The 23456-nt window shown below is 69.1% G+C and carries 15 protein-coding genes; 8 read left to right on the top strand and 7 right to left on the bottom strand.

Annotation, left to right across the window (positions count from 1 at the left end; genetic code table 11):
• Nucleotides 1–25: 25 nt before the first annotated feature.
• Nucleotides 26–1276: a cytochrome P450 gene (locus tag LOK44_RS22205; RefSeq protein ID WP_237572258.1), complete on the top strand. Its 1251-nt coding sequence runs from the start codon at nucleotides 26–28 to the stop codon at nucleotides 1274–1276.
• Nucleotides 1276–1848, top strand: a complete 573-nt coding sequence (locus LOK44_RS22200; protein ID WP_237572257.1) for a TetR/AcrR family transcriptional regulator — start codon at nucleotides 1276–1278, stop codon at nucleotides 1846–1848. Before LOK44_RS22205 ends, LOK44_RS22200 begins: the two co-directional genes overlap by 1 nt.
• A gap of 1 nt (nucleotide 1849) precedes the next feature.
• On the opposite strand, the gene LOK44_RS22195 is transcribed toward LOK44_RS22200, so the two are convergent.
• The 3 genes from LOK44_RS22195 to LOK44_RS22185 all read right to left on the bottom strand — a co-directional run bounded on the left by LOK44_RS22195 (nucleotide 1850) and on the right by LOK44_RS22185 (nucleotide 7284).
• The gene (locus tag LOK44_RS22195) at nucleotides 1850–4237 is read right to left on the bottom strand and encodes an arylsulfatase (protein ID WP_372481291.1); all 2388 of its coding nucleotides are present in this window, start codon (nucleotides 4235–4237) and stop codon (nucleotides 1850–1852) included.
• A gap of 103 nt (nucleotides 4238–4340) precedes the next feature.
• Nucleotides 4341–5492, bottom strand: coding sequence for an acyltransferase family protein (locus tag LOK44_RS22190; protein ID WP_237572256.1), 1152 nt, complete (start codon nucleotides 5490–5492; stop codon nucleotides 4341–4343).
• A gap of 115 nt (nucleotides 5493–5607) precedes the next feature.
• Nucleotides 5608–7284 (bottom strand): DEAD/DEAH box helicase, encoded by a 1677-nt coding sequence (locus LOK44_RS22185; protein ID WP_237572255.1) that lies wholly within the window; start codon nucleotides 7282–7284, stop codon nucleotides 5608–5610.
• 115 nt (nucleotides 7285–7399) lie between these two features.
• Between LOK44_RS22185 and LOK44_RS22180 the strand changes: the two genes are divergently transcribed.
• Genes LOK44_RS22180 through LOK44_RS22170 form a run of 3 tightly spaced genes read left to right on the top strand, consistent with a single transcriptional unit; the run spans nucleotide 7400 to nucleotide 12841 of the window.
• Nucleotides 7400–7972: an LppP/LprE family lipoprotein gene (locus tag LOK44_RS22180; protein WP_237572254.1), complete on the top strand. Its 573-nt coding sequence runs from the start codon at nucleotides 7400–7402 to the stop codon at nucleotides 7970–7972.
• Nucleotides 7973–8027: 55 nt separating this feature from the next.
• On the top strand, nucleotides 8028–11486 hold the full coding sequence (locus LOK44_RS22175) for a TM0106 family RecB-like putative nuclease (RefSeq protein WP_237572253.1): 3459 nt from the start codon (nucleotides 8028–8030) through the stop codon (nucleotides 11484–11486).
• On the top strand, nucleotides 11483–12841 hold the full coding sequence (locus tag LOK44_RS22170) for an FAD-binding oxidoreductase (protein WP_237572252.1): 1359 nt from the start codon (nucleotides 11483–11485) through the stop codon (nucleotides 12839–12841). Before LOK44_RS22175 ends, LOK44_RS22170 begins: the two co-directional genes overlap by 4 nt.
• A 3-nt stretch (nucleotides 12842–12844) precedes the next feature.
• Here LOK44_RS22170 and LOK44_RS22165 read toward each other — a convergent pair whose 3' ends face one another.
• Nucleotides 12845–14800 (bottom strand): MFS transporter, encoded by a 1956-nt coding sequence (locus tag LOK44_RS22165; RefSeq protein ID WP_237572357.1) that lies wholly within the window; start codon nucleotides 14798–14800, stop codon nucleotides 12845–12847.
• A gap of 198 nt (nucleotides 14801–14998) precedes the next feature.
• The gene (locus tag LOK44_RS22160; RefSeq protein ID WP_237572251.1) at nucleotides 14999–16288 is read right to left on the bottom strand and encodes a multidrug effflux MFS transporter; all 1290 of its coding nucleotides are present in this window, start codon (nucleotides 16286–16288) and stop codon (nucleotides 14999–15001) included.
• Between the two features lie 163 nt (nucleotides 16289–16451).
• Between LOK44_RS22160 and LOK44_RS22155 the strand changes: the two genes are divergently transcribed.
• Nucleotides 16452–17207 (top strand): hypothetical protein, encoded by a 756-nt coding sequence (locus tag LOK44_RS22155; RefSeq protein ID WP_237572250.1) that lies wholly within the window; start codon nucleotides 16452–16454, stop codon nucleotides 17205–17207.
• A 176-nt stretch (nucleotides 17208–17383) separates the two neighbouring features.
• Nucleotides 17384–21244 carry a multifunctional oxoglutarate decarboxylase/oxoglutarate dehydrogenase thiamine pyrophosphate-binding subunit/dihydrolipoyllysine-residue succinyltransferase subunit gene (locus tag LOK44_RS22150; RefSeq protein WP_237572249.1) on the top strand — a complete coding sequence of 1287 codons (3861 nt, stop codon included), beginning with the start codon at nucleotides 17384–17386 and terminating at the stop codon, nucleotides 21242–21244.
• A gap of 65 nt (nucleotides 21245–21309) precedes the next feature.
• Here LOK44_RS22150 and LOK44_RS22145 read toward each other — a convergent pair whose 3' ends face one another.
• Complete coding sequence (locus LOK44_RS22145; protein ID WP_237572248.1) at nucleotides 21310–21684, bottom strand: DUF732 domain-containing protein; 375 nt, start codon at nucleotides 21682–21684, stop codon at nucleotides 21310–21312.
• 106 nt (nucleotides 21685–21790) lie between these two features.
• Between LOK44_RS22145 and LOK44_RS22140 the strand changes: the two genes are divergently transcribed.
• Nucleotides 21791–22621 (top strand): SDR family NAD(P)-dependent oxidoreductase, encoded by an 831-nt coding sequence (locus tag LOK44_RS22140; protein ID WP_237572247.1) that lies wholly within the window; start codon nucleotides 21791–21793, stop codon nucleotides 22619–22621.
• 1 nt (nucleotide 22622) lies between these two features.
• Here LOK44_RS22140 and LOK44_RS22135 read toward each other — a convergent pair whose 3' ends face one another.
• On the bottom strand, nucleotides 22623–23456 hold the full coding sequence (locus LOK44_RS22135) for a glycine betaine ABC transporter substrate-binding protein (protein ID WP_237572246.1): 834 nt from the start codon (nucleotides 23454–23456) through the stop codon (nucleotides 22623–22625).

Here is a 23456-nt window from a genome sequence, read left to right as displayed (position 1 = left end):
CCGCCCTTTGTCGTAGTCATGAGACATGACGACGGATTTGTCTCACGGCGCGGCCGCCTCCCACCTGGCGACGCCGGCGACGTGGCCGGACCCGTGGCCCATGTACCGCGCCCTGCGCGACCACGACCCCGTCCATCACGTCGTGCCCGCCGACGATCCCGAACACGACTACTACGTGCTCTCCCGACACTCCGACGTCTTCGCCGCGGCGCGCGACCACCAGACCTTCTCGTCGGCCCAGGGCCTGACGGTCAACTACGGCGAACTCGACCTCATCGGGCTGGCCGACAACCCGCCGATGGTCATGCAGGACCCGCCGGTGCACACCGAGTTCCGCAAGCTGGTCTCACGCGGGTTCACGCCCCGGCAGGTCGAGGCCGTCGAGCCCACGGTCCGCGAGTTCGTCGTGCGGCGCATCGAACGCCTGCGCGCCGACGGCGGCGGGGACATCGTCGCCGACCTGTTCAAACCGCTGCCGTCGATGGTCGTCGCGCACTATCTCGGGGTGCCCGAGGAGGACCGCGACCAGTTCGACGGATGGACCGAGGCCATCGTGGCGGCCAACACCTCCGAAGGGGGCGTCGGCGGCGCACTGGCGAGCCTCGGCGATGCGCTCGGCGGCATGATGGCCTACTTCACCGCCCTGATCGAACGCCGGCGCGCCGAACCAGAGGACGACACCGTCTCGCACCTGGTCGCCGCGGGCGTCGGCGCCGACGGCGACATCACCGGCGTGCTGTCAATCCTCGCGTTCACGTTCACGATGGTCACGGGCGGCAATGACACGACGACCGGGATGCTCGGCGGCACCGTGCAATTGCTGCATCAACGGCCCGATCAGCGCACACTCCTGGCCGGCCACCCGGAACTGATCGGCGACGCCGTCGACGAATTCCTGCGGCTCACCTCGCCGGTGCAGATGCTCGGCCGCACGGCCACCCGCGACGTGACCATCGGCGACACCACGATCCCCGCGGGTCGCCGCGTCATGTTCCTCTACGGCTCGGCCAACCGCGACGAGCGTCAATACGGCGGCGACGCAGGCGAACTCGACGTCACGCGCAAACCGCGCAACATCCTGACCTTCGGTCACGGCGCTCACCACTGCCTCGGCGCTGCAGCGGCCCGCATGCAATCCAGAGTCGCACTCGAGGAACTACTGACGCGCATTCCCGACTTCGAGGTCGACGAGGATCGAATCGTCTGGGCGGGCGGCAGTTACGTCCGACGGCCGCTCTCGGTTCCGTTCTCAGTCCTCCCGCGGGCGGCCCGGTGATGGCCGGCGACTGGTTGTCCGGCAGCCGTAGCGAGGCGGCCGTCGACCGCATCCTCGATGCGGCTGACGAACTGTTCGCCCACCGGGACGCGGCGAGCATCGGCATGAACGACGTCGCGAAGGCGTCGGGGTGCTCGCGGGCGACGCTCTACCGTTACTTCGAGAACCGCGACGCCCTCTACACCGCCTACGTGCACCGAGAGGCCCAGCGGGTGTTCCGCGATCTGGCCGACGAGCCCGTCGCTTCCGCCGACCCGGGCGACCGCATCGTGGGCGTCGTCCTCGCAGCGCTACGCCGGGTACGCCAGAGCCCGGCGCTGTCGTCCTGGTTCGCGCCCGCGCAACGCCCGATCGGTGGTGAGATGGCCGAGCGCTCGGAGGTGATCGGTGGACTGACCGAGGCCTACCTGACGTCACTGGGCGTCGACGACGTCGCGCGGCGCGCCCGGTGGCTGGTCCGGATCATGGTCTCGCTGCTGGTGTTTCCGGGGCGCGACGAGGCCGACGAGCGCACCATGCTCGAGGACTTCGTGCTCCCCATGGTGGTGATCGGCGGCCGGACCGCTCGGTGACCTACTGCCGGGCCATCGAGATGGCTAGTTTGTCCTCGGCGGTCACGAGGTGATCATGGCTGTCGTCCCCGATGTCTATCTTCGCCCATGCGATCGTGCCGGTGAATCGGTTGCCGTGGGGCCCGTAGTCCTGCGACGCAGGCGATCCGGTGTCCGAACCGACGTCGCACGCCTCGTCGGCGGAGAACGCCATGGGTTCGGTCCGCTCCACGCGACCCGAGCCCACTGCGCTGCCGTCATGGTGCAGCGTGACCGTCCCGCCCTTGCCGAGACCGCCTCCGTCGTAGGCGAAGTGCATCGCCACCTCGTGCTCGCCCGCCGGCAACGCCTCGTCGGCCGTGACGTAGAAGTACTCGATGCCAAAGAAGTTGTAGCAGTACTTCAACCTGCCCTCGTGCGCGTACAGCGACCACCCGCCGACGCCACCGCCCTGGGCGACGATCACACCGCTCGCACCTGAGTCTGGCACGGTGACGCGGGCGCTGACGGTGTGCGACCTGTTCTTGATGTTCAGGACGCAATTCTCCAGGAGACGCATGCCGGCGAACAGCGTCTGCGTGGTGCCGCGGATCAACTGCGGCCGACCTGCGACCTCCGGCAGGAAGCGCTCGACGGACCGGTCGTCGATGGGCAGAACGTTGTACTTCACGGCTTCGATCAGCCAGAGCCGTTGTAGCTCAGCCAGTTTCGCGGGCTGCTCGCGGGCCAGGTCGTGGGCCTGCGACCAATCGTCGGGGCCGTACAGTTCCCACCTGTCCTCGTCGAGGGCAGGCTGATCCGCCAGCCAGGGCGTGCGGTGCTTGGTGACCGCGGTCCACCCCTGGTGGTAGACGCCACGATTGCCGAACATCTCGAAGTACTGCACGTCGTGGGTCTCCGGCGCGTCGCCGTCACGCAGGGTGCGCAGCATGCTCGTACCCTCGAGCGGCGCCTGCTGAATGCTGTTGACGATCGTGGGCGCGGGAATGCCCGCTGCCTCTAGGATCGTGGGCGCGACGTCGATGACGTGGTGAAACTGGTTGCGCGACAATCCCTTGTCCGCGAGGCCCGCGGGCCAGTGCACGATCGTGCCGTTGCGGGTGCCGCCCCAGTGCGAGGCGACCTGCTTGGTCCACTGGTACGGCGTGCACAGCGCGTGCGCCCAGCCCACCGCGTAGTGGTTGTAGGCGTCGGCGGTGCCGAAGTCGTCGATCTTCGACAGCAGGAACTCGTCCGTCTCGATGTCGGGAAGACCGTTCAGCGTCACCATCTCGTTGAAGCAACCCTTGGGCGTGCCCTCTGCGGAGGCGCCGTTGTCGCCGAGGATGTAGTAGATGAGCGTGTCGTCGAGCGCGCCGAGGTCCTCGATCGCGTCGATCAGGCGGCCGATTTCGTGGTCCGTCTGCTCGAGGAAGCCGGCGTAGATCTCCATCTGCCGGGCCAATACGGGCTTCAACTCGTCGGACATGTCGTTCCAGGCCGGGATTTCGTCGTGCCGCTCGGTCAGTTCGGCGTCGGCGGGCACGACGCCGAGCTCCTTCTCCCTCGCCAGGATCTGCTCGCGCAGCACGTCCCAGCCCTCGTCGAACTTCCCCGCGTACCTGTCGGACCACTCCTTGGGGACGTGGTGCGGGGCGTGCGTGGCGCCCGGCGCGTAGTACATGAAGAACGGCTTGTCGGGCGTCAGCGCCTGCTGCTGGCGAACCCAGGTGATCGCGCGATCGGCCAAGTCCTCGTTGAGCGTGTAGCCCTCCTCGGGCGTCTTCTCCGGTTCGACGGGCTTGGTGCCCTCGTAGAGGCCTGGGTAGTACTGGTTGGCCTCGCCGCCGATGAATCCGTAGAAGTGCTCGAACCCCGAGCCGGTGGGCCACTGCCCGAACGGCCCGACCGGCGACACCTCCCACACCGGCACCTCGTGACACTTGCCGAACTGGCTCGTCGAGTACCCGTTGAGCCGCAACGTCTCTGCGATCGGCGCCTTGTCCTTGGGCCGGATGCTGCTGTACCCCGGCGCGGACGTGGCGATCTCCGTGATGCCGCCCATCCCAACCGAGTGGTGGTTGCGGCCGGTGAGCAACGCCTGGCGCGTCGGCGAGCACAGCGCCGTCGTGTGGAAGCGGTTGAGCTTGAGGCCATTCGCGGCGAGCCGATCGGCCACCGGCGTGTTGCAGGGACCGCCGAAGGCGGTCGACGCTCCGAAGCCGACGTCGTCGATCAGAACGATCAGCACGTTGGGCGCCCCCTCGGGCGGCCGCAGCGTGGTGATCGGGGGGTACTTGGTGTTGGGGTCCTTCGCGTCGTACGTCGTCAATCCGACGTGCTGCGGGTCCGGGATGGGGAGGATGTCGCGCCGGACCACCGGCGATCCGTCAGGCGTGCTCACGAAAGGGAGTCCGATCGCCGAAGTCATCGCCGCGGAGGCGATCTCGACCCCCTGGCTGGAGTGCGAGGGACTCAGCCTACGGGCCCGCCACGAACGTCCGCAGGCCTTTCCAACAGTGTGCGATCTTGGTCTACGAACGCACGCGCGTGAACCGGTGCAGCAGCCACGCCAGTGGCACGGTGATCACCATCGTCGCCACGAACAACCAGAACATGGACCCGGTGTAGATCCCGAAGTGCAGGATCTCGACCATCGCCAACTCCATCGTGACGAGGTGAATCAGGAAGATCTCGTAGGAGATCTCACCCAGGAAGACCATCGGCCTGCTCGCCATCGCACGGGCGTACAGCCCGCGATTCGACAGCGCCAGCGGCGCCACGATCAGCGTGGCGATGACGGCGTAGAACAGCGCCTTGGCCAGGCCCTCACGGAGTTCGGACGGGGCGGTCGTCGGCGCCCCCGCGATCGGCGTCGATGCGATGAAGTAGCACACCAGCGCCAACGGGATGCACAGCAGTGCGTAGCCGTTGACACCCATCTCGCGCAGTGCCGCCAGGATCATGCCGCCCACGAACCACGCCAGGTAGGCCGGAAGCCACAGCTTGGCACCGTCGGGCAGGAAGTCGGTGGTGTGCACCAGCACCAGCCACGCCGGCGTGATCAACCCGAGCGCCACCAGGCCGCCGAGCAGCATCCCTGGCCGCCACTGCCTGCGGCACAGCACCACCAGAAGTAGGTACGCCAGCGCGGGCAGCGCGACGTAGAACGCGGCCTCGACGGCGAGGCTCCACATTTGGGTCAGCCCCTGGTGGAGGAACGTGATCCAGTACTGGTCGGTGTAGATCTGCGTCAGCGTGAGGTTGCGGAACAGGCCCACCCACGTGTGCCCGGGGTTCGGGCCCGCCATGCGGAAGTGGTACAGCGCGTAGGCCACCAGCACGGTGACGACGTAGGCAGGCATGATGCGCCGCACGCGGTGCCAGGCGTAGCGCGACACCGACGGCGACGCGCCGCCGCGGGCGGCGGCACGCACCCAGGGGCTGAACAACAGGAAACCCGACAGCACGAAGAAGATCGGCACGCCGATCTCCATGCGCGAGTAGACCAGCCCAAGGTAGCCGTGGGTGTACTTGCCCGTGGTGTACGCCGCGTGGGTGAGGACGACCAGGATTGCCGCGACGGCGCGAATGCCCGTGAGGGAGTCGACCCGACTGGGACCCGCCGACTCCAGGCCGCCCTCGGCCGTATCCGGCCGGAACTCCGTCCGCTCGCCCCGCGTCATCCCCCGTCGCTCCGCTCGCCCCGCGTCATCCCCCGTCGCTCCGCTCGCCCCGCGTCATCCCCCGTCGCTCCGCTCGCCCCGCGTCATCCCCCGTCGCTCCGCTCGCCCCGGGTCGTCACTTCGGCTTGTTGCCTCGATAAGGCTTGGGGCCGCGATCGAGCGTCAAGTTGATCGGCACACCCTGGATCTTGGTGTGCTCCAGCTTTTTGAGCGTCTCGTGTGACAGCTTCTTGGGCAGCTCGACCAGCGAGTAGTCCGGCCGGATCGCGATGTGTCCGAAGTCGCTGCGGTGCAGGCCGCCCTCGTTCGCGATCGCCCCGACGATGGCGCCGGGCATCACCTTGTGCCGCTTGCCGACCGCGATGCGGTAGGTGGCGAGGTCGTCGCGGGTGTCACGCCGCTTGCGCGGGGGGCCGTCGTCGCGATCCGGACGCTCGCGACGCTTCTCCGGCGGCGGTTCGGTCATCAGGAACTCGCCACCGTCGTGGCTCTGCAGCGCCAGGGCCGCGGCGATGTCGGCCATCGGCACGTCGTGATCGCGCTCGTAGGCCTCGATCAGCTTGCGGAACAGGTCGATCCCCGGGTTGCTCAAGCCGTTGGTGATCGAGTCGCGGAACTTCTCCACGCGCTGGGCGTTGACGTCGTCGACCGACGGTAGCTGCGACTCGACGAGCTTCTGCCGCGTGACCCGCTCGATGGAGTTGAGCAGGTGCCGCTCCCGCGGCGACACGAAGAGCAGCGCGGTGCCCGATCGGCCAGCGCGGCCGGTGCGGCCGATCCGGTGCACGTAGGACTCCGGGTCGTGCGGGATGTCGTAGTTCAGCACGTGCGAGATGCGCTCGACGTCGAGGCCGCGGGCCGCGACGTCGGTCGCGACGAGGATGTCGATCGACCCGTCCTTGAGCTGCGCGATGGTCCGCTCGCGCACGCCCTGGGCGATGTCGCCGTTGATGGCCGCGGCGGAGAACCCCCGTGCGCGCAGCTTCTCGGCGACCTCTTCGGTGGCCTGCTTGGTGCGGACGAAGACGATCATCGCCTCGAACGGCTCGACCTCGAGCAGGCGGGTCAGCGCGTCCATCTTCCGCGGGCCCGCCACCTGGATGTAGCGCTGGGTGATGTTGTCGGCGGTCGCGGTCTTCGACTCGACCTTCACCTGCACCGGGTCGTGCAGGTACTTGCTGGTGATCTTGCGGATGCCCGGGGGCATGGTGGCCGAGAACAGCGCCACCTGCTTGTACTCCGGGGTGCCCTCGAGGATGCGTTCGACGTCCTCGGCGAAGCCCATCTGCAGCATCTCGTCGGCCTCGTCGAGCACCAGGTAGTCCAGATGCGAGAGATCCAGGCTGCCCTTGTCCAGGTGGTCGATCACGCGGCCGGGCGTTCCCACCACGATCTGCGCTCCGCGCTTGAGACCTGCCAGCTGCGGGCCGTACGACGAGCCGCCGTACACCGGCAGGACGTTGACGCGCAGGTGGGCGCCGTAGCGGCTGAATGCCTCTGCGACCTGCAGCGCGAGTTCGCGGGTCGGTGCCAACACCAGCGCCTGCGTGATGCGGCTGTTGGTGTCGATCTTCGACAGGATCGGGATCGCGAACGCTGCGGTCTTGCCCGTTCCGGTCTGCGCGAGGCCGACCACGTCGGAGCCCGCCAGCATCGCGGGAATGGTTGCGGCTTGGATCGGCGACGGCGTTTCATAGCCGACGTCAGCTACGGCCCGCAGCACCTCGGGGTGTATCTGCAGGTCGGCGAAGGTGGTCTCGGTGCTCGGGGCATCCGAATCAGGCGACGTCATCGAGTGAAGAGTCTACGGGTTCTCGCGACCGCCAACCGCCTCGCACGTGTGACGACGGGTACCGTGCGGTGATGTGAGACGCCTGGGGCGAGCGAAGCGACGGGAAAATGGCCTCGTGGGGCGGGCGAAGCGACGGGTTCTGGGCCCCGCAGTGCTGGTGGCCGTGCTACTCGCCGGCTGCGGTTCCAGCGACTCGACCGTCTCCAAGACCCCGGAGGGCAGCGCATCCGTCGCGCCGACCGCGACGAGTGCACCACCGCCCGTCGAGCCGACGATCGCCGCGGGACCGACCGCGACACCTCCACCCGCAGATCCGTGCGCGGTGAACCTCGCGGCGCCCGAGATCGCGAAGGCGGTCTCCGAGCTGCCCCGCGATCCGCGGAGCAATCAGCCCTGGAGCCCCGAGCCACTTGCGGGCAACTACAACGAGTGCGCGCCGCTCTCGGCAGTGGTGATCAAGGCCAACACCAATGCCGACAACCCGAACACCCGCGCGGTGCTGTTCCACCTCGGCAAGTTCATCCCGACCGGCGTGCCCGACACCTATGGGTTCAACGGCATCGACGACACCGCGACCACCGGCGACACGGTGGCACTGATGTACTCGAGCGGCTCGACGGGCCTCAAGAGCGTGGTGCGGTTCCGCTGGAACGGCAACGGCGTCGAGCTGATCGGCAACACCGGCTAGCAGCGGCGCGGCCGATCCCGGCCCCGTGTCGGACCGCTGGCCTAGAGTGGCCAGGATGTTCCTGACCGGAGGCGCCGACCGCCAAGTCGTCTACAGCGCTTCGGATCTCGCTGCGGCGGCGCGCTGCGAGTACGCCTTGCTGCGGTCGTTCGACGGTCAGCTCGGCCGGGGCCCGCGGATCACCACCGACGATGCGCTGCTGGCCCGCACCGCTCAGCTCGGCGACGAGCACGAGCAGCGTCACCTCGACGAACTCCGCGACGAACTCGACGGCAACGCGGTGGTCATCGGCAAGCCGACCTACACCGTCGCCGGGCTGACCGCGGCCGCCGAGGCCACCCGGGCCGCCGTCGAGCGCCGCGCCCCCGCCATCTACCAGGCCGCCATGTTCGACGGTCGCTTCGTCGGGTTCGCCGACTTCCTGATCCTCGAGACCGCCGACGATGGCGACCAGTACCGGCTGCGCGACACCAAGCTGGCCCGCTCGGTGAAGGTGGAGGCGCTGCTGCAGCTCGCCGCCTACGCCGACACGTTGCAGCGCAGCGGCGTGCCCGTGGCGCCCGAGGTCGAACTGGTGCTCGGCGACGGCGCGATCGCCCGCTACCGGATCGACGAGCTGCTCCCCGTGTACCTGCCGCGGCGGGCCGCACTGCAGCGCCTGCTCGACGACCACCTGGCCGGCAACGCGCCGGTCACCTGGGAGGACGAGTCGATCCGGGCGTGCTTCCGCTGCCCGGAATGCGAGGTGCAGGTGCGCGCCCACGACGACCTCGTGCTCGTCGCGGGCATGCGGGTGAGCCAGCGCGCACGTCTGCTGGATGCAGGCATCACGACCGTTCGCGACCTGGCCGACCACCACGGCGCCGTCGACGAACTCGCCGCGCGCACGGTCACGGCGCTCACCGCCCAGGCGCGACTGCAGGTGGCCGACCGGGTGGACGGCAAGCCGCCGTACGAGGTCATCGACGCCCAACCCCTGATGGCGCTGCCCGACGCGAACAAGGGCGACCTGTTCTTCGACTTCGAGGGCGACCCGCTGTGGACGGTCGACGGCCGCGAGTGGGGCCTGGAGTACCTGTGGGGCGTCTTGAGCGTCACCGACGAGTTCACCCCGTTCTGGGCGCACGACAGGGCCAGTGAACGTCAGGCGCTCGTCGACTTCCTCGCGTTCGTGCGCAAGCGGCGCAAGCGCTACCCCGGCATGCACGTCTACCACTACGCGGCCTACGAGAAGAGCACGCTGCTGCGGCTGGCGGGCCGCTACGGCGTCGGCGAGAACGAGGTCGACGACCTGCTCCGCAGCGGCACGCTCGTCGACCTCTACCCGTTGGTGCGCAAGAGCATTCGGGTCGGCACCGAGAGCTACAGCATCAAGTACCTCGAGCCGCTGTACATGGGCAACGAGCTGCGCGACGGCGAAGTCACCACGGCCACCGACTCCATCACGCAGTACGCCGAGTTCACCGCGTTGCGCGACGCCGGTCGCGCCGACGACGCGGCCGTCGTGCTCAAGCAGATCGAGGACTACAACCGCTACGACTGCCGGTCGACGCGCAGACTGCGCGACTGGCTGATGGCCCGCGCGATCGAATCCGAGGTGCCTCCCCGCGGACCACAGCAGGTCCGCGACGAGGCCGCCGCCGCGACGGGGGAGATCGCCGACGACCTCGAGCGCACGCTGCTGCGGTTCGCAGGTGACGGCACCGAGGAGCGCAGCGCCGAACAGACCGCCGTCGCCATGGTCTCGGCAGCGCGCGGGTACCACCAGCGCGAGGACAAGCCGTTCTGGTGGGCGCACTTCGACCGCATCAACAACCCGGTCGACGAGTGGGCCGACGACGGCGGGGTGTTCATGGTCGAGACCGCCGAGGTAGTCGCCGACTGGCACAAGCCTGCCAAGGCCCGCAAGCAGCAGCGCCAGCTCCGGGTCACCGGCGAACTCGCCTCCGGCGAACTCGGCAGGGAGCTGTACGCGCTGTACGCCCCGCCGGGTCCGACGGGCCTCGCCGGCGACCCCGACCGACGGATGTGGGGTCCGGCCACCCCGGTGGATTGCGACGACCCGTCGATGCCGACCGAGGTCGTCATCATGGAGCGCGAACCGAAGGACGGCGGCTGCTTCGACGAGACCCCATTCGCATTCACGCCCGGCCCGCCGATCGGCAAGAAGCCGCTGCAGACCGCGATCGAGTCGGCGGCGACCCTCATCGGCGCCAGCCTGCCGAACCTGCCCGCTGACGCCGTCACCGACATCCTGCTGCGGCGCCCGCCGCGCACCGTCAGCGGCGGCGGGCTCCCCCGCACCGGCCAGACCGTCGACGACATCACCGCGGCGCTGCTCGACCTCGACTCCTCGTATCTCGCCGTGCACGGTCCGCCGGGCACGGGCAAGACCTACACCTCGGCCCACGTCATCGCTCGACTCGTCGCCCGCGGGTGGCGTGTCGGCGTCGTCGCGCAGTCGCACGCCGTGGTCGAGAACCTCCTCGGGTGCGTGATCGAGGCAGGCGTCGACCCGCAGCGCGTCGGCAAGAAGAAGAGCCCCGGCGGACCGTGGCAGGACGTCGACGAGAAGGACTACCCCGGGTTCATCGCCGACCACGACGGGTGCGTGATCGGCGGAACGGCATGGGATTTCGCCAACGACGGCCGCGTGCCCAGGGGCAGCCTGGACCTGCTCGTCGTCGAGGAGGCGGGTCAGTTCTGCCTCGCCAACACGATCGCCGTGGCGGCCGCGGCGACGAACCTGCTGCTGCTCGGCGACCCGCAGCAGCTACCGCAGGTCAGCCAGGGCACCCACCCGGAGCCGGTCGACCACTCGGCGCTCGGCTGGCTCGTCGACGGCGAGCACACGCTCCCGCCCGAGCGCGGCTACTTCCTCGACCTCTCGTACCGGATGCACCCGGCGGTGTGCGCGCCGGTGTCGCGGCTGTCCTACGACGGCCGCCTGCACTCGCGGGAGGACGTCAGCGCTGCCCGCCGCCTCGACGGCGTCGAGCCGGGGGTGCGCGTGCTGACGGTGAACCACGACGGCAACTCCACCGAGAGCCCGGAGGAGGCCGACGCGATCGTCGGCGAGATCGAACGCCTGCTCGGCGCCACGTGGACCGACGAGGACGGCCCCACGGCGCTCACCCAGCGGCACGTCCTGGTCGTCACTCCGTACAACGCCCAGGTGCTGACGCTGCGCCGCCGGCTCGACGCGGCAGGACTGGCAGAGGTGGAGGTCGGCACGGTCGACAAGTTCCAGGGCAGGCAGGCGCCGGTGGTGTTCGTCTCGATGACGGCGTCCTCGGCCGACGACGTCCCGCGCGGAATCTCGTTCCTGCTCAACCGGAATCGGCTCAACGTCGCGATCAGCCGGGCAAAGTACGCGGCGGTGATCGTCCGGTCGCTCCACCTCACCGACTACCTGCCGTCCACGCCCGACGGATTGATCGGGCTCGGGGCGTTCCTCGCGCTGACCGACGGGTCGGCGGGCCGACCCGTCGCCTGTGGTACACCCACGACGTGACCGATTCGCTGATCGACCGCCTCGCCGAGATCGTCGGCGCGCGTCACGTCAGCACCGATCCCGACGTACTGGTGGGCCGCTGCGTCGACTACACCGGCCGTTACCGGGGGAACGCCCGCGCGCTGGTGCGTCCCGGCGACGCCGACGAGGTGGCGGGCGTGCTGCGCGCATGCCGTGACGCGGGCGCGAACGTGACGGTGCAGGGCGGCCGGACGTCACTGGTCGCCGGAACCGTGCCCGAACACCACGACGTGCTGCTCTCGACCGAGCGGCTGACCGGCATCGGGCCGATCGACGCGGCCGAGCGCCGCGTGCGGGTGGGCGCGGGCGTGACCGCGGCGGCACTGCAGAAGGCGGCGGGCGCAACGGCTTTGGTGTTCGGAGTCGACCTTGCCTCACGCGACACCGCGACCATCGGCGGAATGGCCTCGACGAATGCCGGCGGCCTGCGCACCGTGCGGTACGGGAACATGGCCGAACAGATCCTCGGCCTCGACGTCGCCCTGCCCGACGGCTCGATCGTGCGCAGGCACAGCGAGGTTCGCCGCGACAACACCGGCTACGACCTGACGTCGCTGTTCGTCGGCGCCGAAGGCACCATCGGTGTCATCACCGCGCTCGACGTGCGACTACACCCGACGCCGGCCCACCGCGTGACGGCGGTCGTCGGGTTCGACGACCTGGGCGCGCTGATCGCACTGGGCCGCGAGTTGCGCGACGCCGACGGCATCGCCGCCCTGGAACTGATCGATGCGCGGGCGAGCGCGCTGACTGCCGAGCACCTCGGCGTGGCCGCACCCGTCGACGGCGCATGGCAGCTGCTGGTCGAACTGGCCGGTGACACCGACCAGACCGAGCGGCTGGCCGATGCGCTCGGCCGGGCCGACCTGGTGGGCGATCCGGCCGTCGGCGTGGATTCCGCTGCCGCACAGCGCCTGTGGTCCGTGCGCGAATCGGTGGCCGACGTGCTCGGCAGGTACGGGCCGCCGCTGAAGTTCGACGTCTCACTGCCGCTCGCGAACGTGCCGGGTTTCGCCGCCGCCGCGACGGCCCTGGTCGCCGACCACGCATCCGACGCGATCCCGGTGCTGTTCGGCCACGTCGGGGAGGGCAACCTGCATCTGAACCTGGTGCGTTGCGCGCTCGACGGCGACGCCGAGCGCGCGCTGTACTCGGCGATGATGACGCTGATCGCCGACAACCGCGGCAACGTCAGTTCCGAGCACGGGGTGGGCAGCCGCAAGCGCGACTATCTTCGGATGTCGCGCACCCCCGAGGACATCGCGGCGATGCGTGCGCTCAAGACGGCGTTCGACCCCGACTGCTATCTCAACCGCGCGGTGCTGTTCGGCTGACGGCTAATCGCGGAAGCGCATCGAGTGCCGACCGTAGGTTCCGGCGTCCTCGCCCGCGGTCGCCTCGTCGTCGCGGCGGCTGTGTCTACCCGCTGGCGAACGAGAGGGCACCTCGAACCGGTCCGGGCCGTCGACGAGCGGGCTGTCGACGTGGAAGCCGTTGTGCGCGTGGCCATTGCGGGCGATGTCAGGAGCCGACACGGGATGCACGTCGGTGACCGCTGCCGACTCTTCGTCGACGAACAGGTGCTGCCACGCTTCGACGGGGCCGCCGCGCCACTCGTCGGCAGGGGCGGGCAACGGGTGTTCGACGTGCACGTCGAGTGGGGTCGTCACGCTCTCGTCGACGGGAGGGGCCCCAGGGTCGTCCAGACGCGAGCGGACCGCCTGCAGCGGCGCCGATTCCGGCTCGTCCCAATCCACCGTGTATTCGACGTACTCGTCGTCGTCGGGGAAGTAATCCGCATCGTCGGGCACATGCCGTCCGCCCACGGGTGGCCGCACCGGAACGGGCCCGCGGTGACCCGGCCCGCGTAGGAACAGCGCCGCGACGACACCGAGCAACGCGACGAATGCGGGTAGCAGCAGGGCCTGGGACAACGCCGCGGAGAACGGCACCTGCAAGACGTCGGGAAGCTCCGTGATGCCGGCCTCGGCACCGGGCGGACGCTCGCCGCCCCCTGGCATCTCGGCGCCGATCCGCGAGGTCATGAACGCCGCCATGCCTGCGCTGCCGAGGACGCCGCCGATCTGTCGGGTCGTGTTGTAAACCCCGGAACCGGCTCCTGCCAGGTTCGGCGGCAGGTGACGGGTGGCCGTCGCCGCCAGCGGTGACCAGATGAACGCCATCCCGACGCCCATCACGATCAGCGGCAACACGAGGCGCCAGATCGGCGTCGTGTCGGTCATCTCGACCGACAGCCAGGTCAGCCCGATCGCCAGCGCCGAGAAGCCGAAGCCGACGATCGGCGTCGGCGCATGGCGGTCGACGAGCTTGCCCACGAACGGCGCCAGCACGCCGGACGAGATCGCCATCGGTGCCGTCAGCAGCGCAGCCCGCGTGGGCGACAGGCCAGCCACCGCTTGGGCATAGAACATGAGCGGCAGGATCATCGCCGTCACCGCGAAGCCGATGACCGAGATGCCCAGGTTGGAGAGGCTGAAGTCCCTGTCCTGGAAGATCCGCAGCGGGATCAGGGGGTCCCCGGGGTTGATCGACTGCCAGTACACGAACGCAGCGACGAAGCCGAGTCCCGCGACGACCATGCCCCAGATCCACGGCGCCCAGTCGTGCGACTCGCCCTCCTGCAGGGCGAACACGATCAGGAACATGCCCACTCCCGAGAGCAGGACGCCCAGGAGGTCGAACCCCTTCTTCTCGGTCGGCAGCGCGGGCACGAACCAGTACGCCAGCGCGAGCCCGACGACGCCGACCGGCACGTTGACGATGAAGATCCAGTGCCAGCCCAGACCGTCGACGAGGACGCCGCCGGCGAGCGGTCCGACGAGCGTCGCGACACCGGCCGTCGCGCCCCAGATGCTGAGCGCGACGCCGCGGCGGTCCGGCGGGAAGATCCGGGTGATCGACGAGAGCGTCTGCGGTGTCAGCAGCGCCGCCCCGACGCCCTGCACGACGCGGGCGGCGATCAGCATCTCGATGGTGTCCGCGAGACCGCACCACAGCGAGGCCGCGGTGAAGATCCCCAAACCGACCAGGTAGAGGTTCTTCGGGCCGTACCGGTCCCCCAGCCGACCGGCCACCAGCAGTGGGACGGCATAGGCGAGCAGGTAGGCGCTGGTCACCCAGATCACCGCGTCGTAGTCGGCGCCGAGGCTGTCCATGATCGACGGGTTGGCGACCGACACGATCGTCGCGTCGACCAGGATCATGAAGAAGCCGACCATCATGGCCCACAGCACGCGCCAGGGGTCCGCCGATCGCGGGTCGGTGGCCCGCATCCGGTGCAGGGCGTCTAGTACTGCGGTCACGCTCGTGTCTTCCGTGAGTGCGCGCGGGTGACCGGGCTCGCGAGGGGCTTTAGCCCCAGCGGACTCCGGTGGGATGCCGAACGCCCCTACCCGATCGCGCCTGTCGAACTATCCCGACGACGCTACGGACGCCTCGTCGCCGAGTCGACTCCGGGGTGTGCCGTTTGGCTAGACCGGTTCCGCTACGGCCGTGCCGACGAACTCCTCGTCATCGGAGCGGGACTCTCCGCCGACCCGCGCGGCCAGCAGCGCACCCAGCGCGATCACCGCACCGGCGGTCATCACCACCGCGAGCGCGACTTCGTCGTTGCCGAGCACCCCGACCAGGGGTGCCACCGCGGCGCCGAGTCCGAACTGCGCGGCGCCGAGCAGAGCCGCCGACGTACCCGAGGCCTCGGAGTGTCGCGACAGAGCCAGCGCGGGGGCGTTGGGGATGACGAACCCCATCGCGCCCAGGATCAGCCACACGGGCACCACGAACGCGGCCAGCCCGCCGACGCCGGCCACGGCCAGCCCGATGAAGACGACACCGAAGAGCGAGGACGCCGCGAGCGCCCACACGACGATCGCCTGCGGCGTGAAACGACGCAGCAGCACGACGTTGAACTGCGTCGATCCGATGAGCGCCACCGCGCCCGCGCCGAACACCAGCGCGAAGGACTGCTGGTCGAGCCCGTAGCGGCCCTGCAGGACGAACGACGCACCGGCGATGTAGGCGAACAGGCCCGACATGCCCAGCGCCGCGACCAGGACCAGGATGACGAACCGCGCGTCACCGAACAGTTGGCCGTACGTGCTGAGGATCCCGCGCACCCGCAGCGGCCTGCGGTGTCCGGTGGGCAGCGTCTCGGGCAGCGCCATGGCGGCCATCAGGAGCAGCGCGCCTGCCAGGACGACGAGCACGGCGAACACCCAGTGCCACGACCCGTGCAGCAGTACCGCCGCGCCCAGCGAGGGCGCGAGCACCGGGGCGACGCCGAGCACCAGCATCAGCCGGGACATCACCGTGGCGGCGGCGTTGCCCTTGAACAGATCGCCGACGATCGCGATGGACACGACCATGGTCGCGGCAGCACCGACGCCCTGCAGGCCGCGCGCCAGGCCCAGCACGGTGATGTTCGGCGCGAGCAGGCAGATCACCGACGCGACCATGTGCAGGACGATGCCCGCCATCAGTGGACGGCGGCGACCCAGCGAATCCGACAGCGGGCCGATGACCAGTTGCCCGATCGCAAGACCGGCCAGCGTGCCGGTCAACGTCAGCTGCGCCACCGACGACGACACCGACAATTCCTCGGCGATGCGTGGCAGTGCGGGCAGGTACATGTCGATGGTGAGAGGGCCGAGCGCGACGAGCAGGCCGAGCACCAGGATCATCCGGGTTCGACCCGGTGCCTGAGTGCCGTCGGGTGCCACGTCTACGCCGCTGCCGAGGTCTACGTCCGGGGAAGAGGCCATGGAACTCTTTAGCAATGCGCACGACCCATTTCTTCCCGAGCCCACCCGAAGTGACCGCCGTCACCGATGCCCAACGGTGACCGCCGTCACCATCGGGCACGCTGGGCGGGGTGCCGTTCGTTAACCTGAGGATTCCGCGATCGGCACACAGGAGGCGATGAGCATGGGTGCTGGATTCCGCGCCAAGGGCCGGCCGCTGCCAGCCACCGGCCACGAGGACGAAGACGATCCGAGCACGGCCGTCAAGGCCCTCTCGGCCATCATCGAGCGCGGCGCGCGGGTGCAGGCCCCCGCGGTGCGGGCCTACGTGCAACGCCTGCGCGACGCCGATCCCGAGGCGACGCCCGCCCAGATCGTGGCCAGGCTCGAGAAGCACTACCTGGCAGCCGTGATGGCCAGCGGCGCCGCAGTGGGTTCCGCCGCGGCGTTCCCCGGCGTCGGCACACTCGTCGCCATGTCCGCGGTCGCCGGTGAGACCGTCGTGTTCCTGGAGGCGACCGCCGTCTTCGTCCTCGCGGTCGCCGAGGTGCACGGCATCCCCGCCGAGCATCGCGAGCGCCGGCGCGCGCTGGTCCTGGCGGTGCTGGTGGGCGAGGACGGCAGGCACGCCGTGATGGATCTGGTCGGCCCGGGACGCACCAAGGGCGCCTGGCTGGCCGACGGCGCCGCGCAGCTCCCGCTGCCCGCGGTGTCGCAGCTCAACTCCCGGCTGCTGAAGTACTTCGTCAAGCGCTACACGCTCAAGCGCGGGGCGATCGCGTTCGGCAAGATGCTGCCGGTCGGGGTGGGCGCAGTGGTCGGCGGCGTCGGCAACCGGATGATGGGCAAGAAGATCGTCGACAACGCCCGTGTCGCGTTCGGGGCGCCGCCCCCGCGCTGGCAGTCGACGTTGCACGTGCTGCCCGCGCCGAAGCACTGACTCCCCGAACAGGGCCGTCCGTCGGAGACCACAACGACCATAAGACCGTTGCCGTGGTCTGCCAGGTGCGCGAGGGATAGCCTGGAAGGCGGCGCAAGGGTGGGCCAATACCGCATTCGGACGCAAGCGGGCTCGTGCTCGATTGCAATGGCAGAGGAATCGAGGCGACAGCTGCCGTGAGCAGTTCACCTTCACCATTCGGGCAGAACGAATGGCTGGTCGAGGAGATGTACCGCAAGTTCCGGGAGGATCCCTCCTCGGTGGACCCGAGTTGGCACGAGTTCCTCGTCGACTACTCACCGGAACCGACCACGGAGGCCTCGGCACCGGCGAACGGCAGGAGCGGCGCGACCGCCAAGACCGGCCCCTCCTCCCCACCCACCCCGGCGCCGGCTCCGCCGCCGGCCAACGGCTCGTCGTCGAACGGCTCCAAGACCGCGCCGAAGGCGCAAGAGAAGAGTTCCGCCAAGCCCGCCGAGAAGTCGGCTGAGAAGGCGCCCGCGAAGCCCGCCGCAGCAGCCGAGAGCAAGCCTGCCGACAAGACCTCCGAGAAGCCCGCTGCGCCCGCGACCAAGCCCGCCACGTCGGCGACCGCGGCCAACCCCGAGCCGGCGAAGCCGAAGAGCCCGGCGGGTCCGCCACCGGCCGAGGACGACGAGGCCGCGGTCCTGCGCGGTGCCGCAGCAGCGGTGGTCAAGAACATGAACGCCTCGCTGGAGGTGCCGACCGCCACCAGCGTCCGCGCCATCCCGGCCAAGCTGATGATCGACAACCGCGTCGTCATCAACAACCACCTCAAGCGCACGCGCGGCGGCAAGATCAGCTTCACCCACCTGCTGGGCTACGCGATCGTGCAGGCCGTCAAGAAGTTCCCGAACATGAACCGGCACTTCGCCGAGGTCGACGGGAAGCCCAACGTCATCACCCCGGCGCACACCAACCTGGGCCTGGCGATCGATCTGCAGGGCAAGGACGGCAAGCGTCAACTCGTCGTCGCCGCCATCAAGCGGTGCGAGACCATGCGCTTCGGCCAGTTCATCGCCGCCTACGAGGACATCGTGCGGCGCGCCCGCGACGGCAAGCTGACCGCCGAGGACTTCGCAGGCGTCACCATCTCGCTTACCAACCCCGGCACCATCGGCACCGTGCACTCGGTGCCGCGCCTCATGCGCAACCAGGGCGCGATCATCGGCGCGGGCGCCATGGAGTACCCCGCCGAGTTCCAGGGCGCCAGCGACGAGCGCATCAACGAGATCGGCGTCGGCAAGCTGATCACGCTGACCTCCACCTACGATCACCGCATCATCCAGGGCGCGGAGTCCGGCGACTTCCTGCGCACCGTCCACCAGCTGCTGCTCGACGACGAGTTCTTCGACGAGATCTTCCGCGAACTCGGCATCCCGTACGAGCCGGTGCGGTGGCGCACCGACAACCCGGACGCGATCACCGACAAGAACGCCCGGATCATCGAGCTGATCGCGGCCTACCGCAACCGCGGCCACCTGATGGCCGACGTCGACCCGCTGCGCCTGGACAAGACCCGCTTCCGCAGCCACCCCGACCTCGACGTCCTGACCCACGGCCTGACGCTGTGGGACCTCGATCGCGTGTTCAAGGTCGACGGGTTCGCAGGCGCCGAGTACAAGAAGCTGCGCGACGTGCTGTCGGTGCTGCGCGACGCGTACTGCCGTCACGTCGGCGTGGAGTACACGCACATCCTGGAACCCGAGCAGCAGAAGTGGATCCGGGATCGCGTCGAGGTCAAGCACGACAAGCCGACCGTCGCCGAGCAGAAGTACATCCTGAGCAAGCTCAACGCCGCCGAGGCGTTCGAGACGTTCCTGCAGACCAAGTACGTCGGGCAGAAGCGCTTCTCACTGGAAGGCGCCGAGACCGTCATCCCGATGATGGACGCCGCGATCGACCAGGCCGCCGAGCACGGTCTCGACGAGGTCGTCATCGGCATGCCGCACCGCGGCAGGCTCAACGTGCTGGCCAACATCGTCGGCAAGCCGTACTCGCAGATCTTCAGCGAGTTCGAGGGCAACCTGAACCCGTCCCAGGCCCACGGCTCCGGCGACGTGAAGTACCACCTCGGCGCCACCGGCACCTACATCCAGATGTTCGGCGACAACGACATCGAGGTGTCGCTGGTGGCCAACCCGAGCCACCTCGAGGCCGTCGACCCGGTCCTCGAAGGCCTGGTGCGCGCCAAGCAGGACATGGTTGACAAGGGCGACGGACCCGACGGCTTCACGATCGTGCCGATGATGCTGCACGGCGACGCGGCGTTCGCCGGACAGGGCGTGGTGGCGGAGACGCTGAACCTGGCCCTGCTGCGCGGCTACCGCACCGGCGGCACCATCCACATCGTGGTGAACAACCAGATCGGCTTCACCACCTCACCGCAGAACTCGCGCTCCAGCGAGTACTGCACGGACGTGGCGAAGATGATCGGCGCGCCGATCTTCCACGTCAACGGCGACGATCCCGAAGCCGCTCAGTGGGTGGCCCGGCTGGCGATCGACTTCCGGCAGAAGTTCAAGAAGGACGTCATCATCGACATGCTGTGCTACCGCAGGCGCGGGCACAACGAGGGCGACGACCCGTCGATGACGCAGCCGTACATGTACGACGTCATCGACACCAAGCGCGGCGTCCGCAAGACCTACACCGAGGCCCTCATCGGTCGTGGCGACATCTCGATGAAGGAAGCCGAGGACGCCCTGCGTGACTACCAGGGTCAACTCGAGCGCGTCTTCAACGAGGTCCGCGACCTCGAGAAGCACGACATCGAACCCAGCGAGTCGGTGGAGTCCGACCAGGTGCTGCCCGCCAAGCTGAGCACGGCGGTCGACAAGTCGCTGCTCGCACGCATCGGCGACGCGCACCTGTCCTTCCCGGAGGACTTCGCGGTGCACCCGCGCGTGAAGCCGGTGCTCGAGAAGCGGCGCGAGATGGCCTACGAGGGCAAGGTCGACTGGGCGTTCGGCGAACTGCTGGCCCTGGGCACCCTGGTGTCCGAGGGCAAGCTGGTCCGGCTGTCCGGCCAGGACACCCGCCGCGGCACGTTCACCCAGCGCCACTCGGTGATCATCGACCGCAAGACCGGCGCGGAGTTCACGCCGCTGCAGCTGCTGGCCACCAACACCGACGGCACGCCGTCGGGCGGCAAGTTCATGGTCTACGACTCGGCGCTCTCGGAGTTCGCGGCGGTCGGCTTCGAGTACGGCTATTCGGTCGGCAACCCCGACGCGATGGTGCTGTGGGAGGCGCAGTTCGGCGACTTCGTCAACGGCGCCCAGACGATCATCGACGAGTTCATCAGCTCGGGCGAGGCCAAGTGGGGCCAGCTGTCCGACGTCGTGCTGCTGCTGCCGCACGGCCACGAGGGTCAGGGCCCCGATCACACCTCGGGCCGCATCGAGCGGTTCCTGCAGGTGTGTGCGGAGGGGTCGATGACGGTGGCGATGCCGTCGACGCCGGCCAACTACTTCCACCTGCTGCGTCGGCACGGCATGGACGGCATTCACCGTCCGCTGATCGTGTTCACACCGAAGTCGATGCTGCGCAACAAGGCCGTCGTCAGCGACATCCGCGACTTCACCGAGCAGAAGTTCCGCTCGATCATGGAGGAGCCGACGTACACCGATGGCGTCGGCGACCGGTCGAAGGCCAAGCGAATCCTGTTGACCAGCGGCAAGATCTACTACGACCTCGCTGCCCGCAAGGCGAAGGAGGGCCGCGACGACGTCGCGATCCTGCGCGTCGAGCAGCTCTATCCGCTGCCCCGCAAGCGCCTCGCGGCAACCATCGACGAGTACCCGAACGTCAAGGAGTTCTTCTGGGTACAGGAGGAGCCGGCCAACCAGGGTGCGTGGCCGACGTTCGGGCTGTCGATGCCGGAGCTGCTGCCCGATCACCTGACCGGTATCAGGCGCATCTCGCGTCGTGCGATGTCGGCGCCGTCGTCGGGGTCGTCGAAGGTGCACGCCGTCGAGCAGCAGGAGATCATCGACGAGGCGTTCGCCAAGTGAGTTGATGCTGCGTGAGGGTCGCCAGCCTGCCGGGTCCGGCGACCCTCACGCAGAAATCCGTTGGGTCAGAACCCCGCGAGCCCGAACGGGATCGGGTTCTGACCGTTGGCCAGCGAGGTGACCGCGGCCGGGCAGAACATCGAGATGGCGATGCCGGTGAACATGGTCGCGGGGCCGAGCGGTCGGCCCAGCGCGTCCGAGACGCCTGCCGCGACGTCGGCCATCTGCTGACCGGGCTCCGACAGCATTGGGCAGACGGACTGCCCGACCGACACCGCGGTCGCCGGATCGATGCCACCGAGACCGGCCGAGGAAAGTGCTCCCACGAAGGCATCGGCGCCCGGGTCGGCGTACGCCGGTGTGGCCAGGAACGTCGCGCCCGCGATGAGACCTGCGGACATTGCCAACGACGCTGTCGTCACCTTGGGGATGCGCTTCATGGACTGTCCTTCGCACCCCGGTGCGGATCCGTTACCCGCTTCCCGTGATACCGCCGGTACCGTCTATCCTCGACACGAGTCGAATAAGCGAGACGAGGGAGTACGCATGGAGGGCTTCGCGGGCAAGGTCGCGGTCGTCACGGGCGCCGGATCGGGTATCGGCCAGGCCCTGGCCATCGAACTGGCACGGTCGGGCGCCAAGGTCGCGATCAGCGACGTCAACACCGACGGCCTCGCCGTCACCGAGCAGCGCATCAAGGCGATCGGCGCCCCGGTGAAGGCCGACCGGCTCGACGTCACCGAACGCGAGGCCTTCGAGCTGTACGCCGACGCCGTCAAGGCCCACTTCGGCAAGGTCAACCAGATCTACAACAACGCAGGCATCGCGTTCGCGGGCGACGTCGAGGTCAGCGGCTTCAAGGACATCGAGCGCGTCATGGACGTCGACTTCTGGGGCGTCGTCAACGGCACCAAGGTGTTCCTCCCCCACCTCATCGAGTCCGGCGACGGACACGTCATCAACGTGTCGAGCATCTTCGGCATCTTCTCGGTGCCCGGCCAGGCGGCATACAACGCAGCCAAGTTCGCCGTGCGCGGGTTCACCGAGGCGCTGCGCCAGGAGATGGCGCTGGCCAAGCATCCGGTGAAGGTCACCACCATCCACCCGGGCGGCATCAAGACCGGCATCGCACGCAACATGACGGCAGCCGAGGGCATCGACGTCGACGAACTCGCGAAGACGTTCGACAAGAAGCTGGCAAGCACGTCACCGGAGAAGGCCGCGCAGATCATCATGGACGGCGTCCGCAAGAACAAGGCACGGGTGCTGATCGGCAACGACGCCAAGGCTCTCGACTTCATCGTGCGCCTCACCGGCTCGGGCTACCAGAAGCTGTTCTCCGGCGTCATCGCCAAGGCGCTCCCCGGCTCGCACTGAGCTAGTGACCGAGCGGATGTGACGACAGCCAGTCACCGGCCAACGCGGCCGGGTCCTTGCCGTCGCCCACCTGACGCAGCATGTCGGCCAACGCGCCGGTGTCGAGTTCGCCCGCAATCTGATTGAGCGCCAGCACCTGCTGCTCGGTCAGCTCGTTGCGCCGGTACAGCGGCACGACGTTCTCCGCCCGGATCAGCGAGGTGCGGTCGGTGAGCACCACCGCCCAGTCCGGGACGTCCGCGGCCGCCGTCGACGTCCACCCCAGGTCGATGCGGCCGGACCGGAGCGCGGCGAACACTGCCGTCTGATCCCGGAATTCGCGAGGCTCGGGCAGTCGGCAGGACCCGACCGCACGGGGCGTGACGGCGCCGACGGCCGCGCCGGCATTCGGACGCCCGCACGTCCGGGCCAACGCCGTGACGTCACTGCCACCCCACGCCTGGGACGTCTTCTCGGTGACGGCGACGGCCGGTCCGTCGTCGGCGGACTGGGCGTAGTCGCCTGCCGCGATGCCCTCGGGCAGCGCGCCGATCATCGCCCGGTACACCTGCTCGGGCGCGCGGGCCGTCGAGTTCGGGTCGAAGCGCGTCAACAGCCGGCCGGTCAGGCCGGGGGCCACCAGCACGTCACGCGTGTCGAGGTCGCCCACCGGGTCGTCGCTGGTCTCCACGTGGGCAGGACTGCCGTAGTAGCGCAGCGCCGCGGCGTAGAGCTGGGCCAGCAGTGCGGACTGGGCGTCGTCGGTCGCACCGACCGCAATCGACGGGGGCGCCGACCCGCCGCCGCATCCGGCGATCAGCAGCGCGACGAGCGCAACGACCAGCCGGCGAGTCAA

This window comes from Mycolicibacterium lacusdiani (assembly GCF_021916785.1).
Classification (GTDB): Bacteria; Actinomycetota; Actinomycetes; order Mycobacteriales; family Mycobacteriaceae; genus Mycobacterium; species Mycobacterium lacusdiani.
Note: the sequence above shows the minus strand (reverse complement) of the source record. Positions and strands in the feature narration are given on the sequence as shown.